The sequence below is a fragment of the Variovorax sp. YR566 genome (assembly GCF_051992195.1).
Lineage (GTDB): Bacteria > Pseudomonadota > Gammaproteobacteria > Burkholderiales > Burkholderiaceae_C > Variovorax.
Genome location: NZ_CP197092.1, coordinates 4,835,415 through 4,861,692, shown reverse-complemented (window position 1 = coordinate 4,861,692; position 26,278 = coordinate 4,835,415). Strand labels below are relative to the sequence as shown.

Genomic DNA, 26,278 nt, shown 5'->3' with positions numbered 1-26,278 from the left:
TGGTGAGTGTGGTCAGTGATTGCAGATGATATCCGCTCCGACCCGGGGGGCATCCCCTCGCTAACGCGCCCCCGGGCGCCAGCGCAACGAGGGTAGTGCGAAGGCCATACCCAGCAGCGCGCCGGCCACCACGTCCAGCACCACGTGCTGCTTGACCGCCAGCGTCGAATAGGCGATGGCGACGAACCAGGCCCAGTTCAGCACGCGCCACAGGGCCGGCGTGCGCGCCTCGCGCAGCACGTGTTCGACGCGGATGGCGGTGAAGATGGCCACGGCCACGTGCATCGAGGGGCAGGCGTTGCCCGCCGCGTCCACGCCCTGCAGCATCGCGAAACCGGGGTAGCCGGTGCCGTCGATGGCCATAGGGGGTATCTGGGTCGGCCAGAAGTAGAAGAGGCTCAGGCCGGTGATGCACAGCGCGCCGATCCACAGCCCGTAGACCACCAGCTCGCGGAACGTGAGCTGCAGCCCCGGCGCGATGCCCACGTACACCCAGAGCGAGAGGTACGCGCCCAGCGTGTAGGGCTGGAACGGAATCAGGTGGTCCAGCGGCGTCAGCGGCATCACCGCCACCGGAAAGGCCGGGTTGCGCAGCAGGTGGAAGTAGCCGATGAAGAACAGCCAAGTGAAGACGGTGGTGCCGACCGCCTTCAGCAGGAAGTGGCGGCGCACGCGCAACCAGATCTCGGCGGTCCACGTGGGGGGCCGGGCGTCGGGCGCCATGTGCAGGGGGATCGGTGAGTGCATGGTGTTGTCGGTCGCCGATCTTGCCAGAGCACCATGAAGCATCCCCCGCGATGCCCCGCTGAATCAGGGGGTGGCGGGCCGTTTGCGGTGCTGGAACGAAGTGGGCGAGCGGCCCGTGGCGGCCTTGAACATCGCGCAGAACGCGCTGTCTGTGGCATAGCCGCTGGCGGCCGCCACCTGGCTCACGGCCATGCCGCGCGCCAGCAGCGGCAGCGCATGTGCCATCACGGCTTGCTGGCGCCACTGCTGCCAGCTCATGCCGAGCTGGTCGCGGAACAGGCGCGCCACAGTGCGCTCGCTGGCACCGATGGTGGCGGCGCGCTCGGCCAGCGTGGCGCGGTCGGCCGGGTTTCGCAGCAGCGCCTCGCACAGCTGGCGCAGGCGCTTGTCGGTGGGCAGTGGTACGTCGATGCGGATCTGCGTGGCGCGCTCGACTTCGTCGACCAGCAGCGGCGCGATCATGCGTTCGCGCTGCGGCGCGTGCGGATCGGTCGGCGGCAGGCCATCGGGCGTGGTGTCGAGCGCGAGCATCAGCGCGCGCAGCAGCGGGCTGATTTCCAGCACTTCGCACTTTTCCCAGGTGGGCGCGATCCAGGCGTGCAGGTAGACGGTACGCAGTTCGGCGTCTTCGATCAGCGTGATGCTGTGCGGCATGTTGGCCGGCACCCAGAGCGCGCGCGAGGGCGGCACGATGTAGCTGCCATCCTGTGTGCTCAGGCGGATCACGCCGCGTGTGGAAAAAGTGAGCTGCGGCCACGGGTGCTCGTGCAGTTCGACCAGCGTGTCCGCGCTCAGGAAGTGCTCCTTGGCGCGCAGCGGACGCACCGCGTCGGGGGCGTAGAGGTGCGGCGTGAGAGAGGCAACGCTGGTGATCGGGGCGGGGAGCGCGCCGCGCGGCCTGGCGGGCGCGGCGCTCCTGGAGGTGGGTGAGGCGGCGCTTGGCATGGTTTCGACAAATGTTGTCGCTGTATCGCCATTCTGCCGCGTCCCCGGCGCATAGCATCGATGCCTGCCCCGTTTTTTTGTAGCAATCCATGTCTTCCACTTCGTCCGCGAGCGCTGGTTCTCCTCCTCACAACAACACCTTGCGCACCGACGCCAAGCTGATCGGGCTGGTCGGCCTGGCCCATGCGGTCAGCCATTTCAGCCAGCTCATCCTGGCGCCGCTGTTCCCGTGGCTGAAGGACGCGTTCAACGTGAGCTATGTGGAGCTGGGCGCGGTGCTCACGGTGTTCTTCGTGGTCTCGTGCATCGTACAGGCGGCCTCGGGCTTCATCGTCGACAAGCTGGGCCCGCGGCCGGTGCTGTTCGTCGGGCTCGGGGCACTGGGGCTGGCGGCTTTCGGCTACGCCGCGGCGCAGAGCTACTGGATGCTGCTGTTGTGCGCGGTGGTCGGCGGCATCGGCAACGGCGTGTTCCATCCGGTGGACTACACGCTGTTCAACCGCAAGGTCGCGCCGACGCGGCTGGGCCATGCCTACAGCGTGCACGGCATCACCGGCAGCCTGGGCTGGGCGCTGGCGCCAGCCTTCGTGGTGCCGATTGCCATCGCTTTCTCGTGGCGCGTGGCGCTGGCTTCGGCGGGCGTGGTGGCTCTCGTGGTGCTGCTGGTGCTGTGGGCGTATCGCAGCGTGCTGTCGCTCGACGCGGCGGCCGTGCACAAGGCCACGGGGCAGGGCGAGCCCGCACCCGTCGGCGGCGAGTTCGACTTCCTGCGCATTCCGGCCGTATGGATGTGCTTCGGTTTCTTCTTCTTCTATGCCGCGGTGATCAGCGTGGTGCAGACCTTCGCCCCGGTGGCCGCGGGACACCTGCATGCGGTGCCGGTGGCGCTGGTGGCGGTGTGCCTCACGGTCTACATGGTGGCGAGCGCCGCGGGGATGGTGGTGGGTGGCTTCCTGGCCTCCGATCCGACGCGCTGCGAGCGCATCGTGGGCGCGGGCTTCGGCATCGCGGCCGCGCTGGCGCTGGTGCTGGCGTTCGCGAGCTTTCCGCCGGTCGTGGTGCCGGTGCTGTTCGGGGCCATGGGTTTTGTCTCGGGTGTCGCCGGGCCGTCGCGCGACCTGCTGGTGAAGAAGTCGACGCCGCCCAATGCGACCGGGCGCGTCTACGGTGTGGTGTATGCCGGGCTCGACATCGGACAGGCCCTGGCGCCGCTGGTGTTCGGGCGGCTGATGGACCATGGGCAGTACACGAGCGTGATCGTGGGGCTGGCGCTGGTGCAGGGTGTGCTGATCGCCAGTGCGTTCAACGTGCGCCGCGTGCGGCGCACGGCGCTGGTGCCTGCCTCGGCCTGAGTCCCTTCTTTTTGATCGAAGTGCGGTCGATATCATCAGCCGCATGCAAGCCTTGTATGTCTATGTGATCGCCGGTGCTGTACTGGCGGGTTTCGTGCAGGGCCTGTCAGGCTTTGCGTTCGGGCTGGTGGCCATGTCAGTCTGGGCGTGGACACTGGAGCCGCAACTCGCGGCGGTGCTTGCTCTCTTTGGCGCGTTGACGGGGCAGGTGATCGCGGCGGTCACGGTGCGGCGGTCTTTCGACAAGAGTGTTCTCTGGCCCTTTGTGCTCGGTGGGCTGGTCGGGGTGCCGTTCGGTGTCTGGCTGCTGCCGCACCTCGATCTTGTCGTCTTCAAGCTGTGTCTTGGCGTGCTGCTGGTGCTGTGGTGCCCGGCGATGCTGATGTCGCAGCATCTGCCGAAGGTTTCGTTCGGTGGGCGTTGGGCTGATGGCGTGGTGGGTGCCATGGGTGGTGCGATGGCGGGCATCGGCGGGTTCTCGGGGACTCTTCCTACGCTCTGGTGCACCTTGCGCGGTTTTCAGCGTGATACGCAGCGGGCTGTGATCCAGAACTTCAATCTTTCGATGCTGATGGTGGCGTTTGCCATTCATGTTTTCAGCGGGAGCATCGGGCGTTCTGTGGTGCCTCTGCTGGGGCTTGTTGCTCTGGCTGTTGCTGTGCCTGTGTTGCTGGGGGCTCGGCTTTATATCGGGATCAGTGAGGTGGCGTTTCGGAAGCTGGTGTTGGGGTTGTTGACTGCTTCTGGGGTGGCTTTGTTGGCATCGGCTTTGCCTGCTTTGTTGCGGCGCTGAGGGGTTGTTTCCCGGGGCCGGGACTCGCCCCGGCGGGCGACCTACTTTTCTTTGCTTCGCCAAAGAAAAGTAGGCAAAAGAAAGGCGACCCCACTGTCTGCGACCCCTTCGCGTAGCGAAGGGGCAACCTGCGGTGCTCGCGTTTCGCGGGGTCTCGCCCAAACTCGCTTCGCTCAGACAAGGGCGAGCCCTGATCCGCGAAACGCTGCGCTCCTCGGCGCAGCCAGAGGGGAGGGGAGACGGAACGGGCCTTTGCTTCGCTCGGCTTGGTATTGGCTGTTCAGAGGCCGAGCGCAGCGAAGGCCTGTTGGGCTCCCCAATCCCTTCTGGCTGCGTCGAGCACCGCAGGTTGCCCGTAGCGAAGCGAAGGGACGCAGACAGCAGGGTCGCCTTTTCTTTGCTTACTTTCTTTTGGCGAAGCAAAAGAAAGTGAGTCGGCCGCCGGGCCGAGACCCGGCCCCGGAACGCACTAAACCAGCAAGGCTTCACCGAGGCAGCGCCAAGGCAAACGGCAAACTGAAAACCCCCAGCAAGGTAGACAACGTCACCAACCCCGCCACATAAGGCCCGTTGTACCCCATCCGAGCAGCCAGCACATAAGCACTGGAAGCCGTAGGCACAGCAGAAAAAGCCATCAACACGGCCGCATGCGTCGCATCCAGCCGCAACCAAAGCGCCAACCCCCATGCGACCAGCGGCAAGAACAGATGCCGTATCGCCAGTACCGAAACAGCCAGCACCTTCCCCGCCCCCAGCGTGGAGAACTTCATCCCAGCCCCCGCAGCCAGCAACCCCAACGCCAGCGACGCAGCCCCGATACGCGTCAACGTAGGCGTCGCCCAGGCAGGCACAGCCAAGCCCAGCACATTCGCCAGCAGCCCTGCCACCGTCGCGACGATCAGCGGGTTGCGCACCAGCTGCCGCACGAACCCGGTCTGCGCATGCCGCGTCATCGGCCACACGGCCGCGATATTGAAGATGGGCACGCACACACCGATCAGCACCGCGATCAGCAGCAGGCCCTCGGCCGCGGCCAGCCGCTCCGCCAACGCCAGGCAGATGAACGAGTTGAAGCGGAACGCGACCTGCGCACTGGCCGCGTGGTCGCGCCGGTCGATGTGCGTGCGCAGGCCCGGAACGAAGGGCAGGGCATAGGCCATCGCGATGCCGCAGGCACCGACGCCGACGCCCGCCGTGAGCAGGCTCGATGTCGCACCGAAGTCGAGCGGGCTGCGCACGATCGAATGGAACAGCAGTACGGGAAAAAGAAAGTAGTAAACGAGGCTCTCGACCTGATCCCACACGCGGCGGTCGAGCGCGGTGTAGCGGCACAGGAGCCAGCCGATGGCGATGAGGGAGAAGTCGGGGAAAAGCAGCTGAGCGTAATTCACCGCTTCGAGGATAAACCCGCTTGACCATGGGTAATCCACAGCATGGAAAGCGCTCCTGAACCGCTAGCATCCGGGCTTTGTTTTTCGACATCATTCATTCAAATACCAAGGAGTTTTCGATGCAACGTCGTCAATGGAGCGCGCTGGTGGGAGGCGCCGCACTGGTCGCCATCGCGGGTCAGAGCTTTGCGCAGGGTTACCCCAACAAGCCCGTCGAGTTGAGCGTGCCCTTTGCACCGGGCGGCACGACGGACATCGTGGCGCGCGTGATCTCCGATCCGCTGGGCAAGGTGCTGGGCCAGCCCGTGGTGGTGATCAACCGCGCCGGTGGCGGCGGCATCGTGGGCGCGGCCGAAACGGCACGCGCCACGCCCGACGGCTACAAGCTCGGCATTGCCACCGTGTCGAGCACGGCGGCCAACCCGGCCATCAACCCGAAGACGCCGTACGACCCGATCAACGACTTCACGCCGATCATCAACATCGCGGCCACGCCGAACATCATTGCGGTCAACCCGAGCTTCCCGGCCAAGAACTACGCCGAGTTCGTGGCCGAGCTGAAGAAGAACCCCGGCAAGTATTCGTACGCCTCGTCGGGCACGGGCGGCATCGGCCACCTGCTGATGGAGCTCTACAAGAGCCTGACCAACACCTTCGTCACGCACATCCCCTACCGCGGCGCGGGCCCGGCGCTGAACGACGTGGTGGCCGGCCAGGTGCCGATCATGTTCGACAACATTCCCTCGGCCATGCCCTTCATCACCAGCGGCCGGCTGATCCCCATCGTGGTGTCGGCGCCGCAGCGCCTGGCCGCGCTGCCCAATGTGCCGACCTTCAAGGAAGTGGGCCTGGAGCCGGTGAACCGCATGGCCTACTACGGCATCCTCGGCCCCAAGGGCCTGCCGAAGGAAGTGGTCGAAAAGATCAGCGCTGGCGTGAAGAAGGCCGTGGAAGAACCGGCGGTGCGCAAGCGCATCGAGGACACGGGCTCGCTGATCGTGGCCAACTCGCCCGAGCAGTTCGCCGCGCAGATCAAGGCCGAGTACGAGGTCTACAAGCAGGTCGTGAAGAAGCAGAACCTGAAGCTCGACTGATAACTCTTCTTCGCACGAAAGAAAGCCGCCCGCATGCCGGGCGGCTTTTTCTTTTGTTATCTTGCAAGGCATGACCGAGGCAGCCACGCAGACACCCGACATCGACGACTTCATCGACGCCCTCTGGCTCGAAGACGGGCTGTCGAAGAACACACTGGCCGCCTACCGCCGCGACCTCGCGCTGTTCGCGCAGTGGCTGCACGCGCAGCGCAGCGGCGCCGGGCTCGATGCCGCGAAGGAGTCCGACCTGCAGGCCTACATGGGCGCGCGCCTGTCCACCAAGGGCAAGGCCACTTCGGCCAACCGCCGCCTCACCGTGTTCAAGCGCTACTACCGCTGGGCGCTGCGCGAGCGCCGTGTCGTGGCCGACCCGAGCATCCGGCTCGCGCCCGCGCGGCAGATGCCGCGCGCCATCAAGACGCTGTCGGAAAAGCAGGTCGACGACTTGCTGGCCGCGCCCGACGTCGAGTCGCCGCTCGGCCTGCGCGACCGCGCGATGCTGGAGCTGATGTATGCGAGCGGCCTGCGCGTGAGCGAGCTGGTGGCGCTCAAGGCCATCGACATGAGCCTGAACGACGGTGTGCTGCGCGTGCTGGGCAAGGGCAACAAGGAGCGGCTCGTGCCCTTCGGCGGCGAAGCGCGGCGCTGGATCGAGCGCTACCTGGAGGAGTCGCGCCCCGCCATCCTCGATGGGCAGCAGACGCCCGACCTGTTCGTGACCGCGCGCGGTGCGGGCATGACGCGCGTGATGTTCTGGATCATCGTGAAGAAGCACGCCACCGCGGCCGGCATCCACGTGCCGCTGTCGCCGCACACGCTGCGCCATGCCTTCGCCACGCACCTGCTGAACCACGGGGTCGATCTGCGCGCGGTGCAGCTGCTGCTGGGGCATGCCGACATCTCGACGACGACGATCTACACGCACGTGGCGCGCGAGCGCCTGAAGCAGCTGCATGCGCAGCACCATCCGCGTGGATGAAGGCGGACAATGAGAAGCGACGCAACCCTCGCAGACGAACGACAGACACCATGAATTTCCTTGCTTCCTCGAAGCCCTCGCACCGCATGGCGACCCGCCTTCTTGCTGCCGCCGCGCTGTGCGCCGCTTCCGGCGCGCACGCGCAGGCCGTGCCCAAGACGGTTCGGCTCATCGTTGCCTACCCGGCGGGCGGCGTCAGCGACGTGGTCGCGCGTGCACTGGGCGACCGGCTCGCTGCGCAGATGGGCATCACGGTGATCGTGGACAACCGCGCCGGCGCGAGCGGTGCCATCGGCATGGACGCCGTCGCCAAGGCCGCGCCCGACGGCGCAACGCTGGGCTTCTCGGCCATCAGCCCGCTGGTGCTGAGCCCGCACCTGGGCAAGCTGCCCTTCGACCCGCTGAAAGACGTGGCACCGGTGGCCAGCGTAATGTATTCGCCGGTGCTGCTGATTGCCACGCCGGCCAGCAAGGCGAAGGATTTCCGCGCGTTGATCGACGACGCCAAGGCGCATCCGGGTGCGGTGCGCTGGGCCACGTCGGGGCCGGCTTCGCTCGGGCACATCGTGCTGGAGCAACTGCGCGCGGCGGCGGGTGTCGACATCACGCACGTGCCCTACAAGGGCGGCGGCCAGCAGCTCAACGATGCGATCGGCGGGCAGTTCGAGATCCTGTCGACCAACGCGAGCCCGACGCTGTCATCGCACATCCAGTCGGGCAAGCTGCGTCCGCTGGCGGTGGGCGCGCCCGCGCGTCTCGAGAGCCTGCCGCAGGTGCCCACGCTGGGCGAGCTGGGCTACAAGGCGGCCAACATCAATTCACTGTTCGGCGTGTTCGCGCCCGCAGCCACGCCGAGCGCTCTGGTTGCGAAGTACAACGCCGAGATCAACAAGGCGCTGGCCAGCCCCGAGCTGCGCGCCAAGCTCACGGCCACCGACAACGTGCCGACCGGCGGCACCGCGGCCGCGTTTGCGAAAGAGATCGCCAGCGAGTTCGAAAGCAACGGCCGCATCGTGAAGGCCGCGGGCATCAAGGCCGACTGACGCCTGAATGACACCTCGGCTTGTGGTTTGATTTTCCCTACCTTATAGTAGGTAGATGACCAGCGCCACAGCCCTTGCCACCGGCAGCACCCGCGAGCAGATCCTCGCGGTGGCGCGCGGGTTCATCGAAACGCGTTCCTACCTGGGCTTCAGCTTCCAGGACGTGGCCGACGCGGTCGGCGTGCGCAAAGCCAGCCTGTACCACCACTTCCCGACCAAGGAGGCGCTGGGCGTCGCGGTGATCCGCGCGGCCACGCAGGGCTTCAAGGACTGGGACGCCGCCCGGGCGCGCGAGCCGAAGGACGCGCTCGAATCGTATTTCCGCATGTACCGCAACACGCTGAGGGCTGGCTCGGGTATGTGTCCCGCCGGGGCGCTGGCGCCCGGCTGGGGCGTCATCAACGACGAATTGCGCCAGGCCGTGCAGGAGTTGCGCAATACGCAGGTGACCTGGCTCACCGGTGTGCTCGGCGCGCTGATGCCGGCGCGGAAGAAGGGCACTTCAGTCGCTTCGCTGGCCGCCTATGTGTTTTCGGTCTGCCAAGGCGCGCTGCTGTCGGCGCGCATGACAGGGCGCGTGGACGACTTCGACGAAGCCGTCGCGCAACTCAGGAGTTCTCTGCCCGGCTGACCGCCAGGCCTGATGCAGGTACGTTTCGGCGTGCCTATTTTTTGACCTCGTAGCCTACCGATTGGATGGTAGACAAACCTGTTGGAGCACACCCATGAAAGCCGTCATTTCCGCCTACGCCCGTACCTCCTTCCACTTCTCGAAGAAAGGCGCGCTTGCCGAAGTGCGGCCCGACACGCTCGCCGCCGGCGTGGTGCGCGGCCTGCTGCAGCGCACCGACCTCGACCCTGCACTGCTCGAAGACGTCATCCTCGGCTGCGCGTACCCCGAAGCCTCGCAGGGCAACAACCTCGCGCGCATCGTCGGGTTGCTGGCCGGCCTGCCGCACGAGGTGGGCGGCATGACGGTGAACCGCTTCTGCGGCTCGTCGATGCAGGCCGTGCACATCGCCGCCGCGCAGATCGAGGCGGGCATGGGCGACGCCTTCCTGTGCGTCGGCGTGGAGTCGATGACGATGGTGCCGCAGGGCGGCTTCAACTTCTCGCCGAACCCCGAGCTGAAGGAGAACACCGACGCCTACATCTCGATGGGCGAAACGGCCGAGAACGTGGCGCAGCGCTGGAACGTGAGCCGCGCCGACCAGGAGGCCTTTGCGGTCGAGTCGCACCGCAAGGCGGCCGAGGCGCGCACGCAGGGGCGCCTGGCAGGCGAGATCGTGCCCGTGCGCCTGGCATCGGGCGACATCGTCGATGCCGACGGCTGCATCCGGCCCACGACTTCGGCCGAGGCACTGGCGAACCTCAAGCCCGCATTTCGCCCCGATGGTGTCGTGACGGCCGGCACCTCGTCGCCGCTGACCGACGGCGCGGCCGTGGTGCTCGTTACCAGCGATGCCTTCGCTGCCAAGCACGGCCTGCAGGCGCTGGCGCGCATCAGGTCGTTCGCCACCGTGGGCGTCGACCCGGCCATCATGGGCATCGGCCCGATTCCCGCGACCCGCAAGGCGCTGGCGCGCGCCGGCCTGAGCGCGGCCGACCTTGATGTGATCGAGATCAACGAGGCCTTCTCCTCGCAAGCGCTGGCTTGCATCCGCGACCTCGGGCTCGACCCGGCGAAGATCAACCTCGATGGCGGCGGGCTTTCGATCGGCCATCCGCTGGGCGCGACGGGTGCGCGTATCACCGGCAAGGCTGCATCGCTGTTGGCGCGCGAGAAGGGCCGCTATGCGCTGGCCACGCAATGCATCGGGGGCGGGCAGGGCATTGCGACGATTCTCGAGCGGGTCTGAGCGTCCGAGAATGCGGGCAGAAACCACTAGGAGACCCGATGACGGCAAGCACTGAAGCCGGCGCGAAGCGCAAGCTGTACCTGGAAGACCTGGCGGTAGGCGACCGCTTCCAGAGCGGCGAGCACGTGCTGGACGTGGCGCAGATCAAGGCCTTCGCGCAGCAGTTCGACCCGCAGCCTTTCCACACCGACGAAGAGGCCGCCAAAGCGACCTTCTTTGGCGGCCTCGCCGCGAGCGGCTGGCACACGGCCGCCCTCACGATGACGCTGCTGGTCGATAGCGGCATCCCCCTGGCCGACGGCATCATCGGTTCGGGCGGCGAGCTCCAATGGCCCAGGCCGACGCGCCCCGGCGACGTGCTGCACGTGGTGAGCGAGGTGGTCGAGATCATGCCCTCGCGCTCCAAGCCCGGCCGCGCGATGGTGACGATGCACTGCCAGACGCTCAACCAGCGCGGCGAAGTGCTTCAATCCTTCACGCCGAAGCTGGTGGTGCACAGCAGGCCAGCATCGGCCTGAGTTCAGACCACGCGCAGGCCCAGTTCCTCGACCAGCGAGGCGGCCTGCCGGTGTGAGATGGTGGCGCCCTTGAACTGGGCCGCGTTCGCGAGCCGCAGGCCGCCGAGATCTACCTCGCGCAAGTCCGCGCCTTCGAAGCGCGCAAGCTTCAGGTGCGCGTTGCGCAGGCTGCCACCTTCGAACACTGTCTCTCGGAAATCGCAGCCCGACAGGTCGGCCTCGGAGAAGTCGAGTTGTTCGAGCTTCTGCTTGCGGAACGACATGCCCCGCAGGTGCGCGTCCACAAGCAGCGAATCCTTGAAGCCGATGCCCAGCGCCGAGACTTCACCGAAGTGCGCGCCCGTGAGCTTCACGCCGGTGAAGAACGCCGATGCCAGCTTGGTGCGCGTCCATTGCGTGTTGTTCAGGTCGCAGTCCTGGAAGCGCGCGTTCGTCAGGTCCGCGAGGCCGAAGTCGGCCTGGCGTGCCCTGCATCCGGCCCAGCGGGTTTCCGACAGCAGCGCGCGGTCGAACGAGGTTTCGGCGAAGTTGCAGAGCGTGAACTGCGCACCGCGCAAGTCGAGTCGCGACAGGTCGGCTTCATCGAAATTGCAGCGCTCGAAATGCAGCGGCTCGGCGCCCTTGCGGTCTTGCAGGCAGGCCAGCAGGTCGGGGCGCGACCAGGTCTGGTCGGAAATCACGTTGCTCATTCGGGGCGCGAGTCGGTCAGCGCACGCAGTTCTTCGGGGCTGAAGCCCGCCCGGCTGCGTGCCTCGAGGTTGAAAGGCGGTTTGTGGCGCGGTGCGTCGTAGCGCGCCACCAAAGCGGGGTAGGTCGCCTCCGCATCGAGGCCCGCGCCGTCGCACAGCCAGCGGTACCAGTGGTTGCCGATGGCCACGTGGCCCACTTCGTCGCGCAGGATGATGTCCAGGATCTCCACCGCGCGCAGCGCATCGGGCGTGTTCACGCGCTTGAGCTTGCCCTGGATGAGCGGCGTGGCGTCAAGGCCGCGTGCCTCCAGCGTGCGCGGCACCAGCGCCATGCGGGCGAGCACGTCGTCCTTTGTTTTCTCGCACATGTTCCACAGGCCGTCGTGGCCGGGGAAGTCGCCGTAGCGCCAGCCCATGTCTTGCAGGTGTGCGTGCAGCAGAGTGAAGTGCAGCGCCTCTTCGTCGGCCACGCGCAGCCAGTCGCGGTAGTAGGCCTCGGGCATGCCGTCGTAGCGCCACACGGCGTCGAGCGCGAGGTTGATCGCGTTGAACTCGATGTGGCAGATCGAATGGATCAGCGCGGCACGGCCTTCGGTGGTGAAGGGCGAGCGCTTTTGCACGGCGGTGGCGGCCACGCGCAGCGGTCGTTCCGGGCGGCCCGGCACGCCAACATCGTCGCCGGCGGTGCGGATCGGATCGGTTGCTATGGAATCGGTAGCGCCAGACAAAGATATGGCGCGCGTTGCAGCCACCTTTTCGTCGGGGTCTGTCAGGCGTAGCGCGGCCAGCGCGCTCAATCGGGGGTGCATCCCTACAATTCTAGTTTTTGACCTTCCATGGACTGAAAGCAATGGCGCTCTACGAACTCGACGGCGTGGCCCCCCAGATGGGCGAAGGAGCATGGGTGGCCGACAGCGCCGAGGTCATGGGCAACGTCAAGCTGGCGGACAACGCCAACGTGTGGTTCGGCGCCGTGCTGCGCGGCGACACCGAGCTGCTGACCGTCGGGCGCAACAGCAACATCCAGGACCTGTCGGTGCTGCACGCCGACATCGGCTGCCCGCTGACCGTCGGCGACAACGTGACCATCGGCCACCAGGTGATGCTGCACGGCTGCACCATCGGCGACAACACGCTGATCGGCATCCAGGCCGTGGTCTTGAATAACGCGAGGATCGGCCGCAATTCGATCGTTGGCGCCGGCAGCGTCGTGACCGAGGGCAAGGAGTTTCCGGACAACTCGCTCATCATGGGCTCGCCGGCCAAGGTAGTGCGCACCCTCGACGACGCGGCGGCCGCCAAGCTGCGACAGGGCGCCGAGCACTATGTGTTGAACGCCCGTCGCTTCGCGAAGGGCCTGAAAAAGATCGCCTGACCGTCACGGTCGCAGGCACACAGAGAAAGAAGACGTTTTGAGCGAGCTGCACAAATTCCTGTTCGATGGCCTGCCGGTGCGCGGCATGATCGTGCGCCTGACAGATGCGTGGCAGGAGATCCTTGCGCGGCGCGCCTCCAACACCGCCACCGGCGCCTATCCGCCGCCCGTGGCCGAACTGCTCGGCGAGATGACGGCTGCGGCCACGCTGATGCAGGCCAACATCAAGTTCAATGGCGCGCTGATCCTGCAGATCTTCGGCGACGGTCCCGTGAAGGTCGCCGTGGCCGAGGCCAAGCCCGACCTGAGCCTGCGCGCCACCGCCAAGGTGATCGGCGATCTGCCGGCCGATGCGCGCCTGCCCGACATGGTCAACGTGAACAACAAGGGCCGCTGCGCCATCACGCTCGATCCCAAGGACAAGCTGCCGGGCGCCACCCCCTACCAGGGCGTGGTGCCGCTCTTCGGCGACGAGGGCGAGAAGCTCGGCAAGCTCAGCGACGTGCTGCAGCACTACATGCTGCAGAGCGAGCAGCTCGACACCACGCTGGTGCTCGCGGCCGATGACAAGGTGGCTGCTGGCCTGCTGATCCAGCGCCTGCCTGTGAAGGGCGAGGGCAACCTCGAAGGCACCTCCGACAAGGACCACGACCAGGCCAACGAAGACCAGATCGGCCGCAACGAGGACTACAACCGCATCTCGATCCTCGCGTCGAGCCTGACGCGCGACGAGCTGCTGACGCTCGACATCGAGACCATCCTGCGCCGCCTGTTCTGGGAAGAAAAGCTGCTGCGCTTCGAGCCGCAGGCCGGCCTGCTGGGCCCGCACTTCGCGTGCACCTGCGGCCGCGAGCGCGTGGCGCAGATGATTCGCGGGCTGGGCGTCGAGGAGGCCGAGAGCATCCTCGCCGAGCGCGGCGACATCGAGGTGGGCTGCGACTTCTGCGGCAAGCAGTACCGCTTCGACGCGGTCGACGCGGCGCAGCTGTTCAAGCCGCTGGGCGACCAGATTCCGGGTAGTCCGGTCGTTCAGTAGTCCTGGGTGCCCGGGCTGGGCAGGCTCAGCGCGCGCCGTCGTCGAATTCGCTGAAAGCTATGTCGGGCGCGCTCGTGTTGTGCTTCGACGGCAGGCTGCGGCCGAAGCGCACTTGCGTGGCCTGCAGCGTCTTCACCTCGGGCAACGGCAGCACCTGCAGCGCCGCTTGAGGCGATGCCTGCCAGCGTACTTCGCTCACGTCGGCGTTGTCGGGCGTGACGTACATCGAGCGCAGCACAGCGAAGGGCTGTGCGCTCGCGGTGGGCTTCGACAGCGTCACGTCGAGCGCGGTGCGCGCGCGGCTGATTTCGTCCACGCGCACCGCGGCGCTGCCGCCGTCGGTGAAGCGCACGTAAATGGCCAGCGGCCGCGGCACGATGCGGATCGACGCAATGTTCACCACCGGCCGCGCGGCCGCCTCGACCGGGCCGAGCAGGAACGACGAGCCGTACACGCCATCGCCGAAGCGGGCTTCGGGCAGCGGCTTGATGCGCCAGTAGCCGTCGGACGGGTAGAGCACGATCGCTTCGAGGGCCTTGCCGTTCTCCTTCTTGAACACCTGCAGCAGGTGAAAGCCGCTGTCCTTGCGCTTGCCCACCTGCACAGGCACGCGCTGCGGCCGCCAGAAGGTCGGCAGCGTCATGCCGACGATGCGCCACTGGGCGTTGTCCATCAGCACCACGGTGCGCTTGCGGAAGCGGTGTGCCGGGTCGGTCGGGTGCGCGCCGCCGTCGAAATTGCAGCCCGAGAAGTCGGGTTTGGTGACGTCGTTGCCGATCTTGTCGAGATAGTCAGGCTGCAGCGCCTCGATGCGCATGTGGCGGATGCCATCCCCGCGCAGGGTCAGCGAGACGTTGTCTTCCTCGGCGCAGGCGGTGGTGGTGGTGCCGTTCTCGACGGTGGCGGCAACGGGGGCTGCGGTGGCCTGGCCAGTGGCCAGCAGCAGGGCGGCCAGAGCGCCGGGAAGAAGCGTGACGCGCGCGACGGTCGAAAGGGGCATCGGGTCTCCGGTAAGAAGTGAGGCGCGCCGCTACTCGCGGCGCGCGATCAGGTCGCTGAAGAGCTTATGTTCGCATTCCGGGTCGGAGCATTTCTCGCAAGGCCACGACCACGAGGCGGGCTTCGCGTCGGACTGGGCGCGCGTACGCGGACGGCCTTCGCTGCCCGCGATGGAATTGATGGCGTTCCAGGCATTGGCAAGCCGTTCGCCGCCCGTGCCGTGCACCACGGCATACGAGAGCTTCGCGCCCGTGAGCGCGGCGCGCACCAGCGTGTCGGTCGGCTGGCGCGCGTGCGGGCCGTCGCGCATGTCGTCGGCCACCCAGGGCAGGTCGAGCGCGGTGAGCAGCGTGATGGCATAGCGCCGTTGCGCGGCCAGGGCGCTTTCGTAGAGCGTGGTGTCGGCGAACAGCTGCTCGCTGTAGACGGCCGTCATGAGTGCGGTTGTGTCGGCCACCACCACGCCGGTGGCGGCCGCGGCGTCGATACGGCGGGTCTGCTCGTCGGCGATGGCCTGCTGCTCGTCGGGGCGTGGCGTGCGGCCTTCACGCTCGCACCATTCGCGCAGGTATTCGCCCACCAGCGTGGCCGGCGTGCCACGGTCCTGCAGGCGCTGCGCGATGGCGCGGGCCAGTTCGGTCTTGCCGGTGCTCTCGGCGCCCACGAGTGCGATGACGCAGCCGGTCGGCAGCACTGGCGTCATGCACGCACCGCCTGCGCGGGCATGCGCTGCCGCCACGCGATGTAGCCGGCCACGCTGAGCACGGCGAATACCGCGTACAGGCCTACGGTGAGCCACAGCCCCTTGTGGATGAACAGGCCCACGCTCACGACATTCACGGCCAGCCAGATCAGCCAGTTCTCGATGAACTTGCGCCCGAGCAGGAACTGCCCGACAAGGCTCAGGCCGGTGGCGAAACCATCCCACCAGGGCACGTCGGTGTCGGTGAAGCGGCGCAGGAAGAGGGCGACGGCCGGCCACGCCAGTGCGCAGGCAGCAAGTGTGAGCGCGATGCCGCGCGGCGAGAGCCGGGTGACATGCAAGGCGCTGCCGTCGGCGCGATGGCCACGCAGCCATTGCGACCAGCCCCATAGCGCGACGAAAGCGAAGAAGACCTGGAGCGAGGCGTCGCCGTAGATGCGCGCCTTGGCGAATACCGCCACGTAGAGCAGTGAACTGACGATGGCCAGCGGCCATCCCCAGTGAATCTCGCGCATGTTGCAGCCGACCATGGCGAGCGCCAGGAGCGAGGCCACGAGTTCGAGCCAGCTGACAGGAGAGCCCCACAGCAGAAATGCAGGGGCCGAGAGAAGCTCGAGGATCAGGTTCTCCCCCGGAGGGCACCGTCGCAGTCTGTGCGTGGGACACCGCGGAACCGGCTTTGCCGGGCCGCTGGTGTCGCCCCCTGGAAGGGGGTTGGCGAAGCGACACGAAGTGCGCGAAGACTGGGGGTCATCCTAATGTGCGATCTGTACGAACACTTCGTTCGGCTTCACCATGCCGAGTTCCGCGCGTGCACGCTCCTCGACCATTTCGAGGCCGTCCTTGAGGTCGTTGACCTCGGAGGTCAGGCGCTCGTTGGTCAGCGCAGCCTTGGCGTTGGCTTCCTTCTGGTCGGCCAGCTTGGTGCGCAATTGCGTCACGTCGCGCACGCTGCCGCGCCCGTTCCACAGCTGCCACTGCAGGATGGCCAACAGGAGCAGCAGGACGATCGGTGGAACGAGGCGGGCGCGCATGCCGCGTGGCGTCCGGGCGTTACTTCAGGTTGTAGAACGCGCCGCGGCCGGGGTAGACGGCGATGTCGCCGAGGTCTTCTTCGATGCGCAGCAGCTGGTTGTACTTGGCGATGCGGTCCGAACGCGACAGCGAGCCGGTCTTGATCTGGCCGGCGTTGGTGCCCACGGCGATGTCGGCGATGGTGCTGTCTTCGGTTTCGCCCGAACGGTGCGAAATGACGGCCGTGTAGCCCGCGCGCTTGGCCATCTCGATGGCGGCGAAGGTCTCGGTCAGCGTGCCGATCTGGTTGATCTTGATCAGGATCGAGTTGGCGATGCCCTTCTCGATGCCTTCCTGCAGGATCTTGGTGTTGGTAACGAACAGGTCGTCGCCCACCAGCTGCACGCGCTTGCCCAGGCGTTCGGTCAGGTGCTTCCAGCCGTCCCAGTCGCCTTCGTGCATGCCGTCTTCGATGCTGATGATCGGGTACTTGTCGACCCAGGTCGCGAGCATGTCGGTCCAGCTTTCGGCCGTGAGCGAGAGGTTTTCGCCCGACAGCACGTACTTGCCGTCCTTGTAGAACTCGCTGGCCGCGCAATCGAGGCCCAGGGCGATCTGCTCGCCGGCGGTGTAGCCGGCCTTGTCGATGGCTTCGAGGATCAGCTGGATGGCCGCTTCGTGGCTCTCGACGCTGGGGGCGAAGCCGCCTTCGTCGCCAACCGCCGTGCTGATGCCGCGGTCGCCCAGGATCTTCTTCAGTGCATGGAACACTTCGGCGCCATAGCGCACGGCCTCGCGGAAGCTCTTGGCGCCCACGGGGATGATCATGAATTCCTGCAGGTCGAGGCTGTTGTTGGCGTGCGCGCCGCCGTTGATGACGTTCATCATCGGCACCGGCATCTGCATGCCGCCCATGCCGCCGAAGTAGCGGTACAGCGGCAGGCCCGACTCTTCGGCTGCTGCGCGGGCCACGGCCATCGAGACGGCGAGGGTGGCGTTGGCGCCCAGGCGGCCCTTGTTGTCGGTGCCGTCGAGGTCGATCATCGTGCGATCGAGGAAGGCCTGTTCGCTGGCGTCGAGGCCGAGCACGGCTTCCGAGATCTCGGTGTTGATGTTCTCCACGGCCTTGAGCACGCCCTTGCCGAGATAGCGGCTCTTGTCGCCGTCGCGCAGCTCGATGGCTTCGCGCGAACCGGTCGATGCGCCCGAAGGCACGGCCGCGCGGCCCATGGTGCCCGATTCGAGCAGCACGTCGCATTCGACGGTGGGGTTGCCTCGGCTGTCGAGAATTTCGCGGCCGACGATGTCAACGATTGCACTCATCTTTTGTCTTTCTCTTTCTGGTCTCTTTGGCGGATGAACAAATTGGGATCAGAGGCCTTCGACGGCGATCATGTTCATGATTGCCGCGCCGGCACGCGCTTCGCGTGCCTTGAGGTACTCGGGTGTCTCGTAGAAGGCCTTGGCCTTCTCGAAGCTGGCGAACTTGAGGATGACGATGCGCGTGGGCTTCCAGTCGCCTTCGAGCGGTTGAATCTGGCCGCCCCGCACGCACACTTCGGCGCCGTGCGCCTGCATGGCGACGGTCGACCACTTCTTGTATTCCTCGTACTGCGTCGGGTTGGTCACCTCGACGTGGGCGATGACGTAGCCGCTGCTCATGCGACCGCCTTCAGTGTCTTGTTGGTGCTGCCGGCGCCCTTGTCCTTGTGCTCGAGCGCAGCCTTGATGAAGGCGTTGAACAGCGGGTGGCCGCCCCACGGGGTCGACTTGAACTCGGGGTGGAACTGCACGCCGATGAACCACGGATGCACGTCCTGCGGCAGCTCGACGATCTCGGTCAGGTGCTCTCGCTGCGTGAGCGCGGAGATCACGAGGCCGGCGTTGCGCAGCTCGTCGAGGTAGTTCACGTTGGCTTCGTAGCGGTGGCGGTGGCGCTCCGTGACCACGTCGCCGTAGATGCTGTGCGCCAGCGTGCCGGGAGCCACGTCGGAGCTTTGCGCGCCCAGGCGCATCGTGCCGCCGAGGTCGGACTTCTCGTCGCGCGTCTTCACCGTGCCGTCGCGGTCCTTCCACTCGGTGATCAGCGCGATCACGGGGGTGGGCGTCTCGGGGTCGAACTCGGTGCTGTTGGCGTTCTTCAGGCCGGCCACGTGGCGGGCGTATTCGATGGTGGCAACCTGCATGCCCAGGCAGATGCCGAGGTAGGGCACCTTGCCTTCGCGGGCAAAGCGGGCGGCCGAGATCTTGCCCTCGACGCCGCGCTGGCCGAAGCCGCCGGGCACCAGGATGGCGTCGTACTTGGCCAGGCGCGACACGTCTTGTGCCGAGATGGTCTCGGAGTCGATGTAGTCGATCTTCACGCGGGCATGGTTCTTCATGCCGGCGTGGCGCAGGGCTTCGTTCAGCGACTTGTAGCTGTCCGACAGGTCGACGTACTTGCCGACCATGGCAATCGACACTTCCTTTTGCGGATGCTCGACTTCGTACACCAGGTCATCCCAGCGCTGCAGCTTGGCGGGCGGGGTGTTGATGCGCAGCTTGTCACAGATCAGGCCGTCCAGGCCCTGTTCGTGCAGCATGCGGGGCACCTTGTAGATGGTGTCCACGTCCCACATCGAGATGACGCCCCATTCGGGCACGTTCGAGAACAGCGATATCTTGGCGCGCTCGTCGTCGGGGATCGGGCGGTCGGCGCGGCACAGCAGGGCGTCGGCCTGGATGCCGATGGCGCGCAGTTCCTTGGCGGTGTGCTGTGTGGGCTTGGTCTTGAGCTCGCCGGCGGCGGCGATCCAGGGCACGTAGCTCAGGTGCACGAAGGCCGAGTTGTTCGGGCCCATGCGCAGACTCATCTGGCGCACGGCTTCGAGGAAGGGCAGCGACTCGATGTCGCCCACGGTGCCGCCGATTTCGACGATGGCCACGTCCACCTCGTGCGCCGTGCCGATGCCGGCGCCGCGCTTGATGTATTCCTGGATTTCGTTGGTGATGTGCGGAATCACCTGCACCGTCTTGCCGAGGTAGTCGCCGCGGCGCTCTTTTTCGAGCACGGTCTTGTAGATCTGGCCAGTCGTGAAGTTGTTGGCCTTGCGCATCCGCGTGTTGATGAAGCGCTCGTAGTGGCCGAGGTCGAGGTCGGTCTCGGCGCCGTCATCGGTGACGAACACTTCACCATGCTGGAAGGGCGACATCGTGCCGGGGTCGACATTGATGTACGGATCGAGCTTGATGAGGGTGACTTGGAGGCCGCGCGATTCGAGGATCGCGGCGAGCGAGGCGGAGGCGATTCCCTTGCCAAGGGAAGAAACGACACCACCGGTGACGAAGACAAATTTGGTCATGCCAGTTCCGGACCATAGATCCGGGCAGTGGGAAATTGCGATTATAGGTGTGCCCTTCGCGACACCTTTCGCCAAGGGCTTGTTGCCGCTTGTTCGATGGCATGTGAGCAACAATACGCCCCATGCAAGATCTCGCCGGCAAACACATCGTCCTGGGCCTCACAGGGGGCATCGCCTGCTACAAGTCGGCCGAGCTGTGCCGCCTGTTCGTCAAGGCGGGCGCGACCGTCCAGGTCGTCATGACCGAGGCGGCGGAGCAGTTCATCACCCCCGTGACCATGCAGGCGCTTTCCGGGCGCACGGTCTACACCTCGCAGTGGGACACGCGTGAGCCCAACAACATGCCGCACATCAACCTGAGCCGCGAGGCCGATGCGATCGTGCTGGCGCCCTGCAGCGCAGACTTCATCGCGCGGCTGGTGCAGGGCCGCTCCGACGACCTTCTGAGCCTGATGTGCCTGGCCCGCCCCATGGACCGCGTCCCGCTGCTGATCGCGCCGGCCATGAACCGCGAGATGTGGGTCCATCCCGCCACGCAGCGCAACCTGATGCAGGTGTCGGCCGATGGCGCGACCGTGCTGGGCGTGGGCAATGGCTGGCAGGCCTGCGGCGAAACCGGCGACGGCCGCATGCTGGAGCCGGCGCAGCTGCTCGAGGACATCACCGCCTTCTTCAGCCCCAAGCTGCTGGCGGGGCAGAAGGTGCTGGTCACGGCCGGCCCGACCTTCGAGGCGCTGGACCCGATCCGCGGCATCACCAACCATTCGTCCGGCAAGATGGGCTTTGCCATTGCCCGTGCGGCCCGCGAGGCGGGCGCCGAGGTCACGCTGGTGGCCGGCCCGGTGCACCTGCCGACCCCGCGCGGCGTGACGCGCGTCGACGTGCTGTCGGCGCAAGACATGCTCGAAGCGACCACCCGTGCTGCGCAGTCTGCTAGCATTTTTATAGCTACAGCAGCCGTCGCCGACTGGCGGCCCGCAACGCACAGCGACCAGAAGATCAAGAAGGACGGCAGTGGCAAGACACCGGTGCTGAATTTCGTGGAGAACGCCGACATCCTCCTCACAGTCGCCAAGAGCGAACGGGCCCAGTCGAAGAAGCTCTTCTGCGTTGGCTTCGCAGCCGAGAGCGAGAACCTCGCCGAGCACGCCAAGGCCAAGCGTGAGCGCAAGGGCATTCCGCTGCTGGTCGGCAACATCGGCCCACTGACCTTCGGGCAGGACGACAACGCGCTGCTGCTGGTGGACGCCAACGGCGTGCGCGAACTCCCTCGCGCGCCCAAGCTCACGTTGGCGCGCGAACTGATGACCGAAATTGCAGCCCGGCTTACTGACTGGAGGGTCTGATGAACCTGAATCCCCAATGGAACACGCCGCCGAACGGCGACTTCGCTCGCTATGTCGAGCGGCTGTCGGCGCAGGCCGCGTTGCCGAAGAGGGCAGCGCAGCCCGGAGAGCCCGGGCTCGATGTCGGTATCACGACGGCACCCGGGCAGCAGGGCGGCCCCGTGACTGCCGCTATGCAGCAACGCAACGAGGCAGCGTCGAACGGCGAAGTGCCGAAGTCACAGCCCGGGTCGTTCGACCCCCTGACCCTCAAGGTGCTGGGCGTCGGCGGTGCACTGGTGTTCCTCGTGCTGTGGGCGGCCGGCGTGCCGTTCGGCGTGCTGGTCCTGCTGGCGGGCCTGGCCGTCTGGTTCGGCAAGAAATTGAAGGGCGTGAAGCTCACCCCCGGCGTCGCCAAATGGCAGCAGGTGCTCGAGGAAGCCGCCCGCAAGCAAAGAGAACAGCAACAGAAGCAAGGCAGCAAGTAAGTGAAAGTCGACGTTCGTATCCTCGATCCGCGCATGGTGGATCAACTGCCCGCGTATGCCACTCCCGGAAGCGCCGGCCTCGATCTGCGGGCCTGCCTCGATGCGCCCATCACGCTGGAGCCCAATGGCTGGCAGCTCGTGGGCACCGGCATTGCCATCCACCTGGCCGACCCGGCCTATGCGGCGCTGATCCTTCCGCGCTCCGGGCTGGGCCACAAGCACGGCATCGTGCTGGGCAACCTCGTCGGCCTGATCGACAGCGACTACCAGGGCGAGCTGAAGATCAGCGCCTGGAACCGCAGCGACACGCCTTTCGTGCTGCAGCCGATGGAACGGCTCGCGCAACTGGTGATCGTGCCGGTGGTGCAGGCGCAGTTTCGGGTGGTCACAGACTTTGCACCTTCGCAACGGGGCGAGGGCGGCTACGGCTCCACGGGCAAGCACTGAGCCGATCTGGGAGGGAAGTTGGGTTTCCGAGCGGTAAAGAGCGGAACCGGCAAAGGCCGGCCGGCCTCGAAGGTATCAGTGTGTGTTCTGACGTCATCGCAGCGGGCGCTGCGGCGTTAGTCAGGCAGGCACAAGCCGATGCATGCATTCTTCATGCATCGTTCTATTCGAGGAGCCTCCCAACATGAAGATCTCAATGCGCTTTGTTTCCGTCACCGCTTCCGTGCTGGCCGTGGTCACGCTTACGGCATGCGTGGCACCGGCGCCGGTCTACCAGACCTCGCGCTATCCGTACCAGGCGCCTCCGCAGGCCATTCAGTACCGCGAAGCTTCCTATGTCGAGTACGGCCATGTGGCCAACATCGAGGTGCTGCGCAGCGAAACCGCTGGCACCGGCACCACGGGCGGCGGCGCTGTCGCCGGCGGTGTCATTGGTGGGGTGGTGGGCAACCAGTTCGGGCGCGGCAACGGCCGTGCCGCAGCCACCGCGCTGGGTATCGTGGGTGGTGCCTTGCTGGGCAACACCATCGAGGCCCAGCAGAACGGTCCGCGCGCCTATGAAACCTATCGCGTGTCGGTGCAGACCGACCGTGGCGGCTTCCGCGCCTTCGACGTGCAGAGCCCGGGCGACCTGCGCATCGGCGACCGCGTGCGCATCGACAACGGTCAGATCTCGCGCATGTAAGTCGCTTCGTCCATCGGGGCGTGAAAAAGCCGGGCGCCGCCCGGCTTTTTTTGTGGGCGCTCGCTGGCGGCCCTTCGGTCAGTGCAGCGTCTGGTTGCTTGGCGCCATCGGCGACACCTTGAAGAAGCCCGTGCCCGCCGAACCGCGGCCGACTTCCTCTTCGGTGGCCTCGCGCACCGAACGCACCGTGATGTCGAGCCGGATCGCGATGCCGGCCAGCGGATGGTTGCCGTCGAGCACCAGGTGATCGGGATAGATCTCGGCCACGGTGTAGATCGCGTCTTTTGGAATGTTGCTGTTCACGCCCTTGGGCAGGGCGGAGCCGTCGAAGGTCATGCCTTCTTCCGTGCCTTCGGGAAAGAGCGAGCGGGGCTCCAGAAAAAGCAACTGGTCGTTGAAGTCGCCGAAGCCCTGTTCGGGTTCAATTTGCAGCTGCACCCGGGCGCCGGGCTCATGGCCTTGCAGGGCCGCTTCGATCACGTCGAAGAGATCGTCGCCGCCGACCATGAATTCCACCGGCTCGTCGAGCACATCCAGCACGTCGCCGAGCGTGTCTTTCATGGTCCAGGTCAAGCCGACCACGCATTGTTCAGAGATTTCCATTGCAGAATTCTCCCATGGAGATTAACCAACCGCTGCCGTTGCTCGGCGGCCTGAGCGCCGCGCAGTTCATGCGGCGGTACTGGCAGAAAAAACCTTTGCTCGTCCGCCAGGCGATACCCGCGATGGTGCCACCGATCGAGCGTACTGAGCTGTTCGCCCTGGCCGAGCGTGAGGACGTCGAATCGCGCCTGATCCGCCATGGCAAGGCCGGCTGGTCGCTCAAGCATGGGCCGCTGGCCCGGCGCGCCCTGCCGCCGTTGAAGCAGCCGGCCTGGACGCTGCTGGTGCAGGGCGTCGACCTGCATCACGAGGGCGTGCACGAACTGTTGCGGCAGTTTCGCTTTCTACCTGACGCCCGCCTCGACGACCTGATGATCAGCTACGCGAGCGACACCGGCGGCGTGGGCGCGCATTTCGACAGCTACGACGTTTTCTTGCTGCAGGCACAGGGACGCCGCCGCTGGTCCATCGGCAAGCAGAGCGATCTGCGCCTGCAGCCGGGCGTGCCGCTCAAGATTCTCGAGAACTTCGAGCCTGAGCAGACCTTCGTGCTCGAGCCCGGCGACATGCTGTATCTGCCTCCGCGCTATGCCCACGACGGCGTGGCCGTGGGCGACGATTGCATGACCTGCTCCATCGGCCTGCGTTCGTCGGCCCTGGGCGAACTCGGCGCAGACCTGCTGGCGCGCATGGCGCAGGCGTACGCGGAAGACCTGGAAGATGCAGGCCCGGCCGAGCTGGCGCGCTATCGCGATCCGGCACAGCCCGCGGTCGATGCGCCAGCCGCAATGCCTGCCGCGCTCCAGGGCTTCGCGCGCAAGGCCATCGAGGCCGCACTGCGCGACCCTGACGCCGTCGATCGCGCGCTGGGTGAGTCACTCACCGAGCCCAAGGCCAACGTCTGGTTCGGCGAAGGCGGCGAGGCGCCCGATGCGATGCAGCACGTGGCGCTCGACCGCCGCACGCGCATGCTCTACGACACGCGGCACATCTACATCAACGGCGAGAGCTTTCGCGCAGGCGGTGCCGACGCGACGCTGATGCGCCGTCTGGCCGACCAGCGCGCGCTCGGCGCACGCGAACTGGCGCGCGCGAGCGAAGGCGCACTCGCACTGCTGGGCGAGTGGTGCGAAGCAGGGTGGCTTCATGCCGAATGACGACGCGCCCAGGCTATCGTTGCCCGAAGGGCGCTTCGATGGCCGCGAGGCCTTCGATGCACTCCTGCGCGGCGCGCTGTCGGCCGCGGCGCAGCAGGGCTGGAAAGAGATCGTCTTCAGCGACCCCGACTTTGCCGACTGGCCCCTGGGCGAGCGCGCGACCATCGAAGCGCTGCAGGCCTGGTCGGCCAGCGGCCGTCGCCTGATGTTGCTCGCGCAGCGCTTCGATGTTCTCGAGCGCGGCCACGCGCGCTTCGTGCCGTGGCGCCGCATGTGGGACCACATCATCGAATGCCGCGCCACCGGCAAGGCCGCGGGCTCCGAAGTGCCGAGCGCCATCTGGACGCCCATGTGGTTCGTGCACCGCATCGACCCCGAGCGCAGCAGGGGCGTGAGCGGTGACGACGCGCGTGCGCGCCGTGCGTTGCGCGAGGCCATCGACGAGTGCTGGCGCCTTGCGCGGCCCGCCTTTCCGGCATCGACACTCGGCTTGTAAGCCAATGCCGCGAATGCGGCCGCGAGACATATTCGGGCGGGTATGCAGGTCTAGAATTTTTTCGTCCAGACCTTCATTGCCAAAGGAGATTCCATGAAGAAGTCATCGTCCGTCCTGATTGCCTCGCTGATTGCCGCTGCCGCGCTCGTCGCCTGCGGAAAGAAGGAGGATGCAGCGCCGGCTGTCGTGACGCCGCCTCCTGCGCCCGTGACCGAACCTGCGCCCGCTCCGGCCCCTGCGCCTGCCACCGATCCCGCCGCAGCACCTGCACCCGGTGCTTCGTCTGCACTCGATGCCGCGAACGCAGCTACCGAGGCCGCGAAGAAGAATGAAGCGCCGAAGCAATAAGCAAGGTATCCGCCATGCAAAAAGCCGCCATGAGGCGGCTTTTTTTCTTAGGAGAGAGTGAGGACGCTTCGGCTCACACGTCGAGCCAGGGCGAGCCCTCTGATGCGGTGGCGGTAAGCATCTCGGCTTCATCACCGCCGAGCGCTTCGGCCATCAGGCGCCGCACGATCTCGGGCCGATTGTTCTGCTCGCTCAGGTGCGCCGCGACCACATGGCGCAGGCCGTCGTGCAGCACCGCGCGCGCGATCTCGGCCGCGGCCGTGTTCGACAAGTGCCCGTAGTTGCCGCCGACTCGGTGCTTGAGAAAAGGCGGATAAGCCGAGTTGGCCAGCAGATCGCTGTCGTGGTTGAACTCCAGCAACAGCGCATGCACGCCGCTCAGGCGGGCCAGCACATGGGCCGTGGCGTGGCCCAGATCGGTCAGCACGCCCAGCGTGCGGTTGCCGTCGGTGCAGCGCAGCTGCAGCGGTTCGCGCGCATCGTGGGGAACGGTGAAGGGCTGCACGCAGATGTCGCCGACCGCAAACTCCGCATCGTCGCGCGCCAGGTTCAGCAGGCCCTCGAAATCGCGGCCGCCGGTGGCGAGCCAGGTGCCTTCGCTCATCCAGACTGGAATTCGGTTGCGCCGCGACAGCGAATGGGCGCAGCCGATGTGGTCGCCGTGCTCATGGGTCACGAAGACCGCATCGATGTCGCCGGCGGCAAGGCCCGCCTGGGCCAACCGCAGATCGAGCTGCTTGATGCCGAAGCCGCAGTCGATCAGGAGGCGGGAGGTGCGGCCGCCGCTGGTCGCTTCGACCAGCGCGGCGTTGCCCGTGCTGCCGCTGCCGAGACTTCGGAAGCGGAGCATG

General features: G+C 66.6%; 31 protein-coding genes. 17 read left to right on the top strand and 14 right to left on the bottom strand.

The window, feature by feature from the left end:
• Positions 1-60: 60 nt before the first annotated feature.
• Both ACTG4X_RS22780 and ACTG4X_RS22775 read right to left on the bottom strand, forming a co-directional pair.
• Complete coding sequence (locus tag ACTG4X_RS22780; protein ID WP_440531967.1) at positions 61-747, bottom strand: phosphatase PAP2 family protein; 687 nt, start codon at positions 745-747, stop codon at positions 61-63.
• Between the two features lie 63 nt (positions 748-810).
• On the bottom strand, positions 811-1,692 hold the full coding sequence (locus tag ACTG4X_RS22775; RefSeq protein WP_307617776.1) for an AraC family transcriptional regulator: 882 nt from the start codon (positions 1,690-1,692) through the stop codon (positions 811-813).
• Between the two features lie 89 nt (positions 1,693-1,781).
• Here ACTG4X_RS22775 and ACTG4X_RS22770 point away from each other — a divergent pair, with 89 nt between their 5' ends.
• Together ACTG4X_RS22770 and ACTG4X_RS22765 are read left to right on the top strand one after the other, a co-directional pair.
• Positions 1,782-3,044 (top strand): MFS transporter, encoded by a 1,263-nt coding sequence (locus tag ACTG4X_RS22770; protein ID WP_093050988.1) that lies wholly within the window; start codon positions 1,782-1,784, stop codon positions 3,042-3,044.
• Between the two features lie 43 nt (positions 3,045-3,087).
• Positions 3,088-3,837 carry a sulfite exporter TauE/SafE family protein gene (locus tag ACTG4X_RS22765; RefSeq protein ID WP_093077633.1) on the top strand — a complete coding sequence of 250 codons (750 nt, stop codon included), beginning with the start codon at positions 3,088-3,090 and terminating at the stop codon, positions 3,835-3,837.
• A gap of 485 nt (positions 3,838-4,322) precedes the next feature.
• Here the strand turns inward: ACTG4X_RS22765 and ACTG4X_RS22760 are convergent, their stop codons facing one another.
• Positions 4,323-5,240 carry an AEC family transporter gene (locus ACTG4X_RS22760; RefSeq protein ID WP_440534417.1) on the bottom strand — a complete coding sequence of 306 codons (918 nt, stop codon included), beginning with the start codon at positions 5,238-5,240 and terminating at the stop codon, positions 4,323-4,325.
• 107 nt (positions 5,241-5,347) lie between these two features.
• Here ACTG4X_RS22760 and ACTG4X_RS22755 point away from each other — a divergent pair, with 107 nt between their 5' ends.
• From ACTG4X_RS22755 to ACTG4X_RS22730, 6 genes are all read left to right on the top strand, one after another.
• The gene (locus ACTG4X_RS22755) at positions 5,348-6,322 is read left to right on the top strand and encodes a tripartite tricarboxylate transporter substrate binding protein BugE (protein WP_093050982.1); all 975 of its coding nucleotides are present in this window, start codon (positions 5,348-5,350) and stop codon (positions 6,320-6,322) included.
• 70 nt (positions 6,323-6,392) lie between these two features.
• Positions 6,393-7,301: a site-specific tyrosine recombinase XerD gene (xerD, locus tag ACTG4X_RS22750; protein WP_093050979.1), complete on the top strand. Its 909-nt coding sequence runs from the start codon at positions 6,393-6,395 to the stop codon at positions 7,299-7,301.
• A gap of 50 nt (positions 7,302-7,351) precedes the next feature.
• Positions 7,352-8,344: a Bug family tripartite tricarboxylate transporter substrate binding protein gene (locus ACTG4X_RS22745; RefSeq protein WP_097198768.1), complete on the top strand. Its 993-nt coding sequence runs from the start codon at positions 7,352-7,354 to the stop codon at positions 8,342-8,344.
• Positions 8,345-8,399: 55 nt separating this feature from the next.
• Positions 8,400-8,975 carry a TetR/AcrR family transcriptional regulator gene (locus ACTG4X_RS22740; protein WP_093050973.1) on the top strand — a complete coding sequence of 192 codons (576 nt, stop codon included), beginning with the start codon at positions 8,400-8,402 and terminating at the stop codon, positions 8,973-8,975.
• Positions 8,976-9,069: 94 nt separating this feature from the next.
• The gene (locus tag ACTG4X_RS22735; RefSeq protein ID WP_440531966.1) at positions 9,070-10,203 is read left to right on the top strand and encodes a thiolase family protein; all 1,134 of its coding nucleotides are present in this window, start codon (positions 9,070-9,072) and stop codon (positions 10,201-10,203) included.
• 38 nt (positions 10,204-10,241) lie between these two features.
• A complete protein-coding gene (locus tag ACTG4X_RS22730; protein WP_440531965.1) occupies positions 10,242-10,721 on the top strand; it encodes a MaoC family dehydratase in 480 nt (159 codons plus the stop codon).
• Between the two features lie 2 nt (positions 10,722-10,723).
• Here the strand turns inward: ACTG4X_RS22730 and ACTG4X_RS22725 are convergent, their stop codons facing one another.
• Both ACTG4X_RS22725 and ACTG4X_RS22720 read right to left on the bottom strand, forming a co-directional pair.
• Positions 10,724-11,410 (bottom strand): pentapeptide repeat-containing protein, encoded by a 687-nt coding sequence (locus ACTG4X_RS22725; RefSeq protein ID WP_440531964.1) that lies wholly within the window; start codon positions 11,408-11,410, stop codon positions 10,724-10,726.
• Entirely contained in the window at positions 11,407-12,219 is an 813-nt protein-coding gene (locus tag ACTG4X_RS22720; RefSeq protein ID WP_440531963.1) for a ferritin-like domain-containing protein, read from the bottom strand. The genes ACTG4X_RS22725 and ACTG4X_RS22720 overlap by 4 nt, the downstream gene beginning before the upstream one ends.
• A gap of 41 nt (positions 12,220-12,260) precedes the next feature.
• On the opposite strand from ACTG4X_RS22720, the gene ACTG4X_RS22715 reads away from it, so the two are divergent.
• Both ACTG4X_RS22715 and hslO read left to right on the top strand, forming a co-directional pair.
• Positions 12,261-12,785, top strand: a complete 525-nt coding sequence (locus ACTG4X_RS22715; RefSeq protein WP_093050958.1) for a gamma carbonic anhydrase family protein — start codon at positions 12,261-12,263, stop codon at positions 12,783-12,785.
• 37 nt (positions 12,786-12,822) lie between these two features.
• A complete protein-coding gene (hslO, locus tag ACTG4X_RS22710) occupies positions 12,823-13,821 on the top strand; it encodes an Hsp33 family molecular chaperone HslO (RefSeq protein WP_093050955.1) in 999 nt (332 codons plus the stop codon).
• A 25-nt stretch (positions 13,822-13,846) separates the two neighbouring features.
• On the opposite strand, the gene ACTG4X_RS22705 is transcribed toward hslO, so the two are convergent.
• The 7 genes from ACTG4X_RS22705 to ACTG4X_RS22675 all read right to left on the bottom strand — a co-directional run bounded on the left by ACTG4X_RS22705 (position 13,847) and on the right by ACTG4X_RS22675 (position 19,878).
• Complete coding sequence (locus tag ACTG4X_RS22705; RefSeq protein ID WP_440531962.1) at positions 13,847-14,821, bottom strand: hypothetical protein; 975 nt, start codon at positions 14,819-14,821, stop codon at positions 13,847-13,849.
• Positions 14,822-14,851: 30 nt separating this feature from the next.
• Positions 14,852-15,523: an AAA family ATPase gene (locus ACTG4X_RS22700; RefSeq protein WP_440531961.1), complete on the bottom strand. Its 672-nt coding sequence runs from the start codon at positions 15,521-15,523 to the stop codon at positions 14,852-14,854.
• Positions 15,520-16,113, bottom strand: a complete 594-nt coding sequence (gene pnuC, locus ACTG4X_RS22695; RefSeq protein ID WP_371127352.1) for a nicotinamide riboside transporter PnuC — start codon at positions 16,111-16,113, stop codon at positions 15,520-15,522. Before pnuC ends, ACTG4X_RS22700 begins: the two co-directional genes overlap by 4 nt.
• A gap of 165 nt (positions 16,114-16,278) precedes the next feature.
• On the bottom strand, positions 16,279-16,557 hold the full coding sequence (gene ftsB, locus ACTG4X_RS22690) for a cell division protein FtsB (protein ID WP_093050946.1): 279 nt from the start codon (positions 16,555-16,557) through the stop codon (positions 16,279-16,281).
• Positions 16,558-16,576: 19 nt separating this feature from the next.
• Entirely contained in the window at positions 16,577-17,860 is a 1,284-nt protein-coding gene (gene eno, locus ACTG4X_RS22685; RefSeq protein ID WP_093050943.1) for a phosphopyruvate hydratase, read from the bottom strand.
• 48 nt (positions 17,861-17,908) lie between these two features.
• Positions 17,909-18,199 carry a DUF1330 domain-containing protein gene (locus ACTG4X_RS22680; RefSeq protein ID WP_093050941.1) on the bottom strand — a complete coding sequence of 97 codons (291 nt, stop codon included), beginning with the start codon at positions 18,197-18,199 and terminating at the stop codon, positions 17,909-17,911.
• Positions 18,196-19,878 (bottom strand): CTP synthase, encoded by a 1,683-nt coding sequence (locus tag ACTG4X_RS22675; RefSeq protein ID WP_093050939.1) that lies wholly within the window; start codon positions 19,876-19,878, stop codon positions 18,196-18,198. The genes ACTG4X_RS22680 and ACTG4X_RS22675 overlap by 4 nt, the downstream gene beginning before the upstream one ends.
• 122 nt (positions 19,879-20,000) lie before the next feature.
• On the opposite strand from ACTG4X_RS22675, the gene coaBC reads away from it, so the two are divergent.
• The 4 genes from coaBC (at position 20,001) to ACTG4X_RS22655 (ending at position 22,823) form a co-directional block, all read left to right on the top strand.
• Positions 20,001-21,224 (top strand): bifunctional phosphopantothenoylcysteine decarboxylase/phosphopantothenate--cysteine ligase CoaBC, encoded by a 1,224-nt coding sequence (coaBC, locus tag ACTG4X_RS22670; RefSeq protein WP_097198775.1) that lies wholly within the window; start codon positions 20,001-20,003, stop codon positions 21,222-21,224.
• Positions 21,224-21,691, top strand: coding sequence for a hypothetical protein (locus ACTG4X_RS22665; RefSeq protein ID WP_257014672.1), 468 nt, complete (start codon positions 21,224-21,226; stop codon positions 21,689-21,691). The genes coaBC and ACTG4X_RS22665 overlap by 1 nt, the downstream gene beginning before the upstream one ends.
• Entirely contained in the window at positions 21,692-22,138 is a 447-nt protein-coding gene (dut, locus tag ACTG4X_RS22660) for a dUTP diphosphatase (protein ID WP_007835673.1), read from the top strand.
• 184 nt (positions 22,139-22,322) lie between these two features.
• A complete protein-coding gene (locus ACTG4X_RS22655) occupies positions 22,323-22,823 on the top strand; it encodes a glycine zipper 2TM domain-containing protein (RefSeq protein WP_093050932.1) in 501 nt (166 codons plus the stop codon).
• A 78-nt stretch (positions 22,824-22,901) separates the two neighbouring features.
• Here ACTG4X_RS22655 and ACTG4X_RS22650 read toward each other — a convergent pair whose 3' ends face one another.
• The gene (locus ACTG4X_RS22650; protein ID WP_093050929.1) at positions 22,902-23,426 is read right to left on the bottom strand and encodes an FKBP-type peptidyl-prolyl cis-trans isomerase; all 525 of its coding nucleotides are present in this window, start codon (positions 23,424-23,426) and stop codon (positions 22,902-22,904) included.
• 14 nt (positions 23,427-23,440) lie between these two features.
• Here ACTG4X_RS22650 and ACTG4X_RS22645 point away from each other — a divergent pair, with 14 nt between their 5' ends.
• From ACTG4X_RS22645 to ACTG4X_RS22635, 3 genes are all read left to right on the top strand, one after another.
• On the top strand, positions 23,441-24,583 hold the full coding sequence (locus tag ACTG4X_RS22645) for a JmjC domain-containing protein (protein WP_093050926.1): 1,143 nt from the start codon (positions 23,441-23,443) through the stop codon (positions 24,581-24,583).
• Entirely contained in the window at positions 24,573-25,079 is a 507-nt protein-coding gene (locus tag ACTG4X_RS22640) for a hypothetical protein (RefSeq protein WP_097198776.1), read from the top strand. The genes ACTG4X_RS22645 and ACTG4X_RS22640 overlap by 11 nt, the downstream gene beginning before the upstream one ends.
• Before the next feature lie 93 nt (positions 25,080-25,172).
• Positions 25,173-25,427, top strand: coding sequence for a hypothetical protein (locus tag ACTG4X_RS22635; protein WP_093050920.1), 255 nt, complete (start codon positions 25,173-25,175; stop codon positions 25,425-25,427).
• A 73-nt stretch (positions 25,428-25,500) separates the two neighbouring features.
• Here ACTG4X_RS22635 and ACTG4X_RS22630 read toward each other — a convergent pair whose 3' ends face one another.
• Positions 25,501-26,277, bottom strand: coding sequence for an MBL fold metallo-hydrolase (locus ACTG4X_RS22630; RefSeq protein WP_097198777.1), 777 nt, complete (start codon positions 26,275-26,277; stop codon positions 25,501-25,503).
• Position 26,278 lies beyond the last annotated feature (1 nt).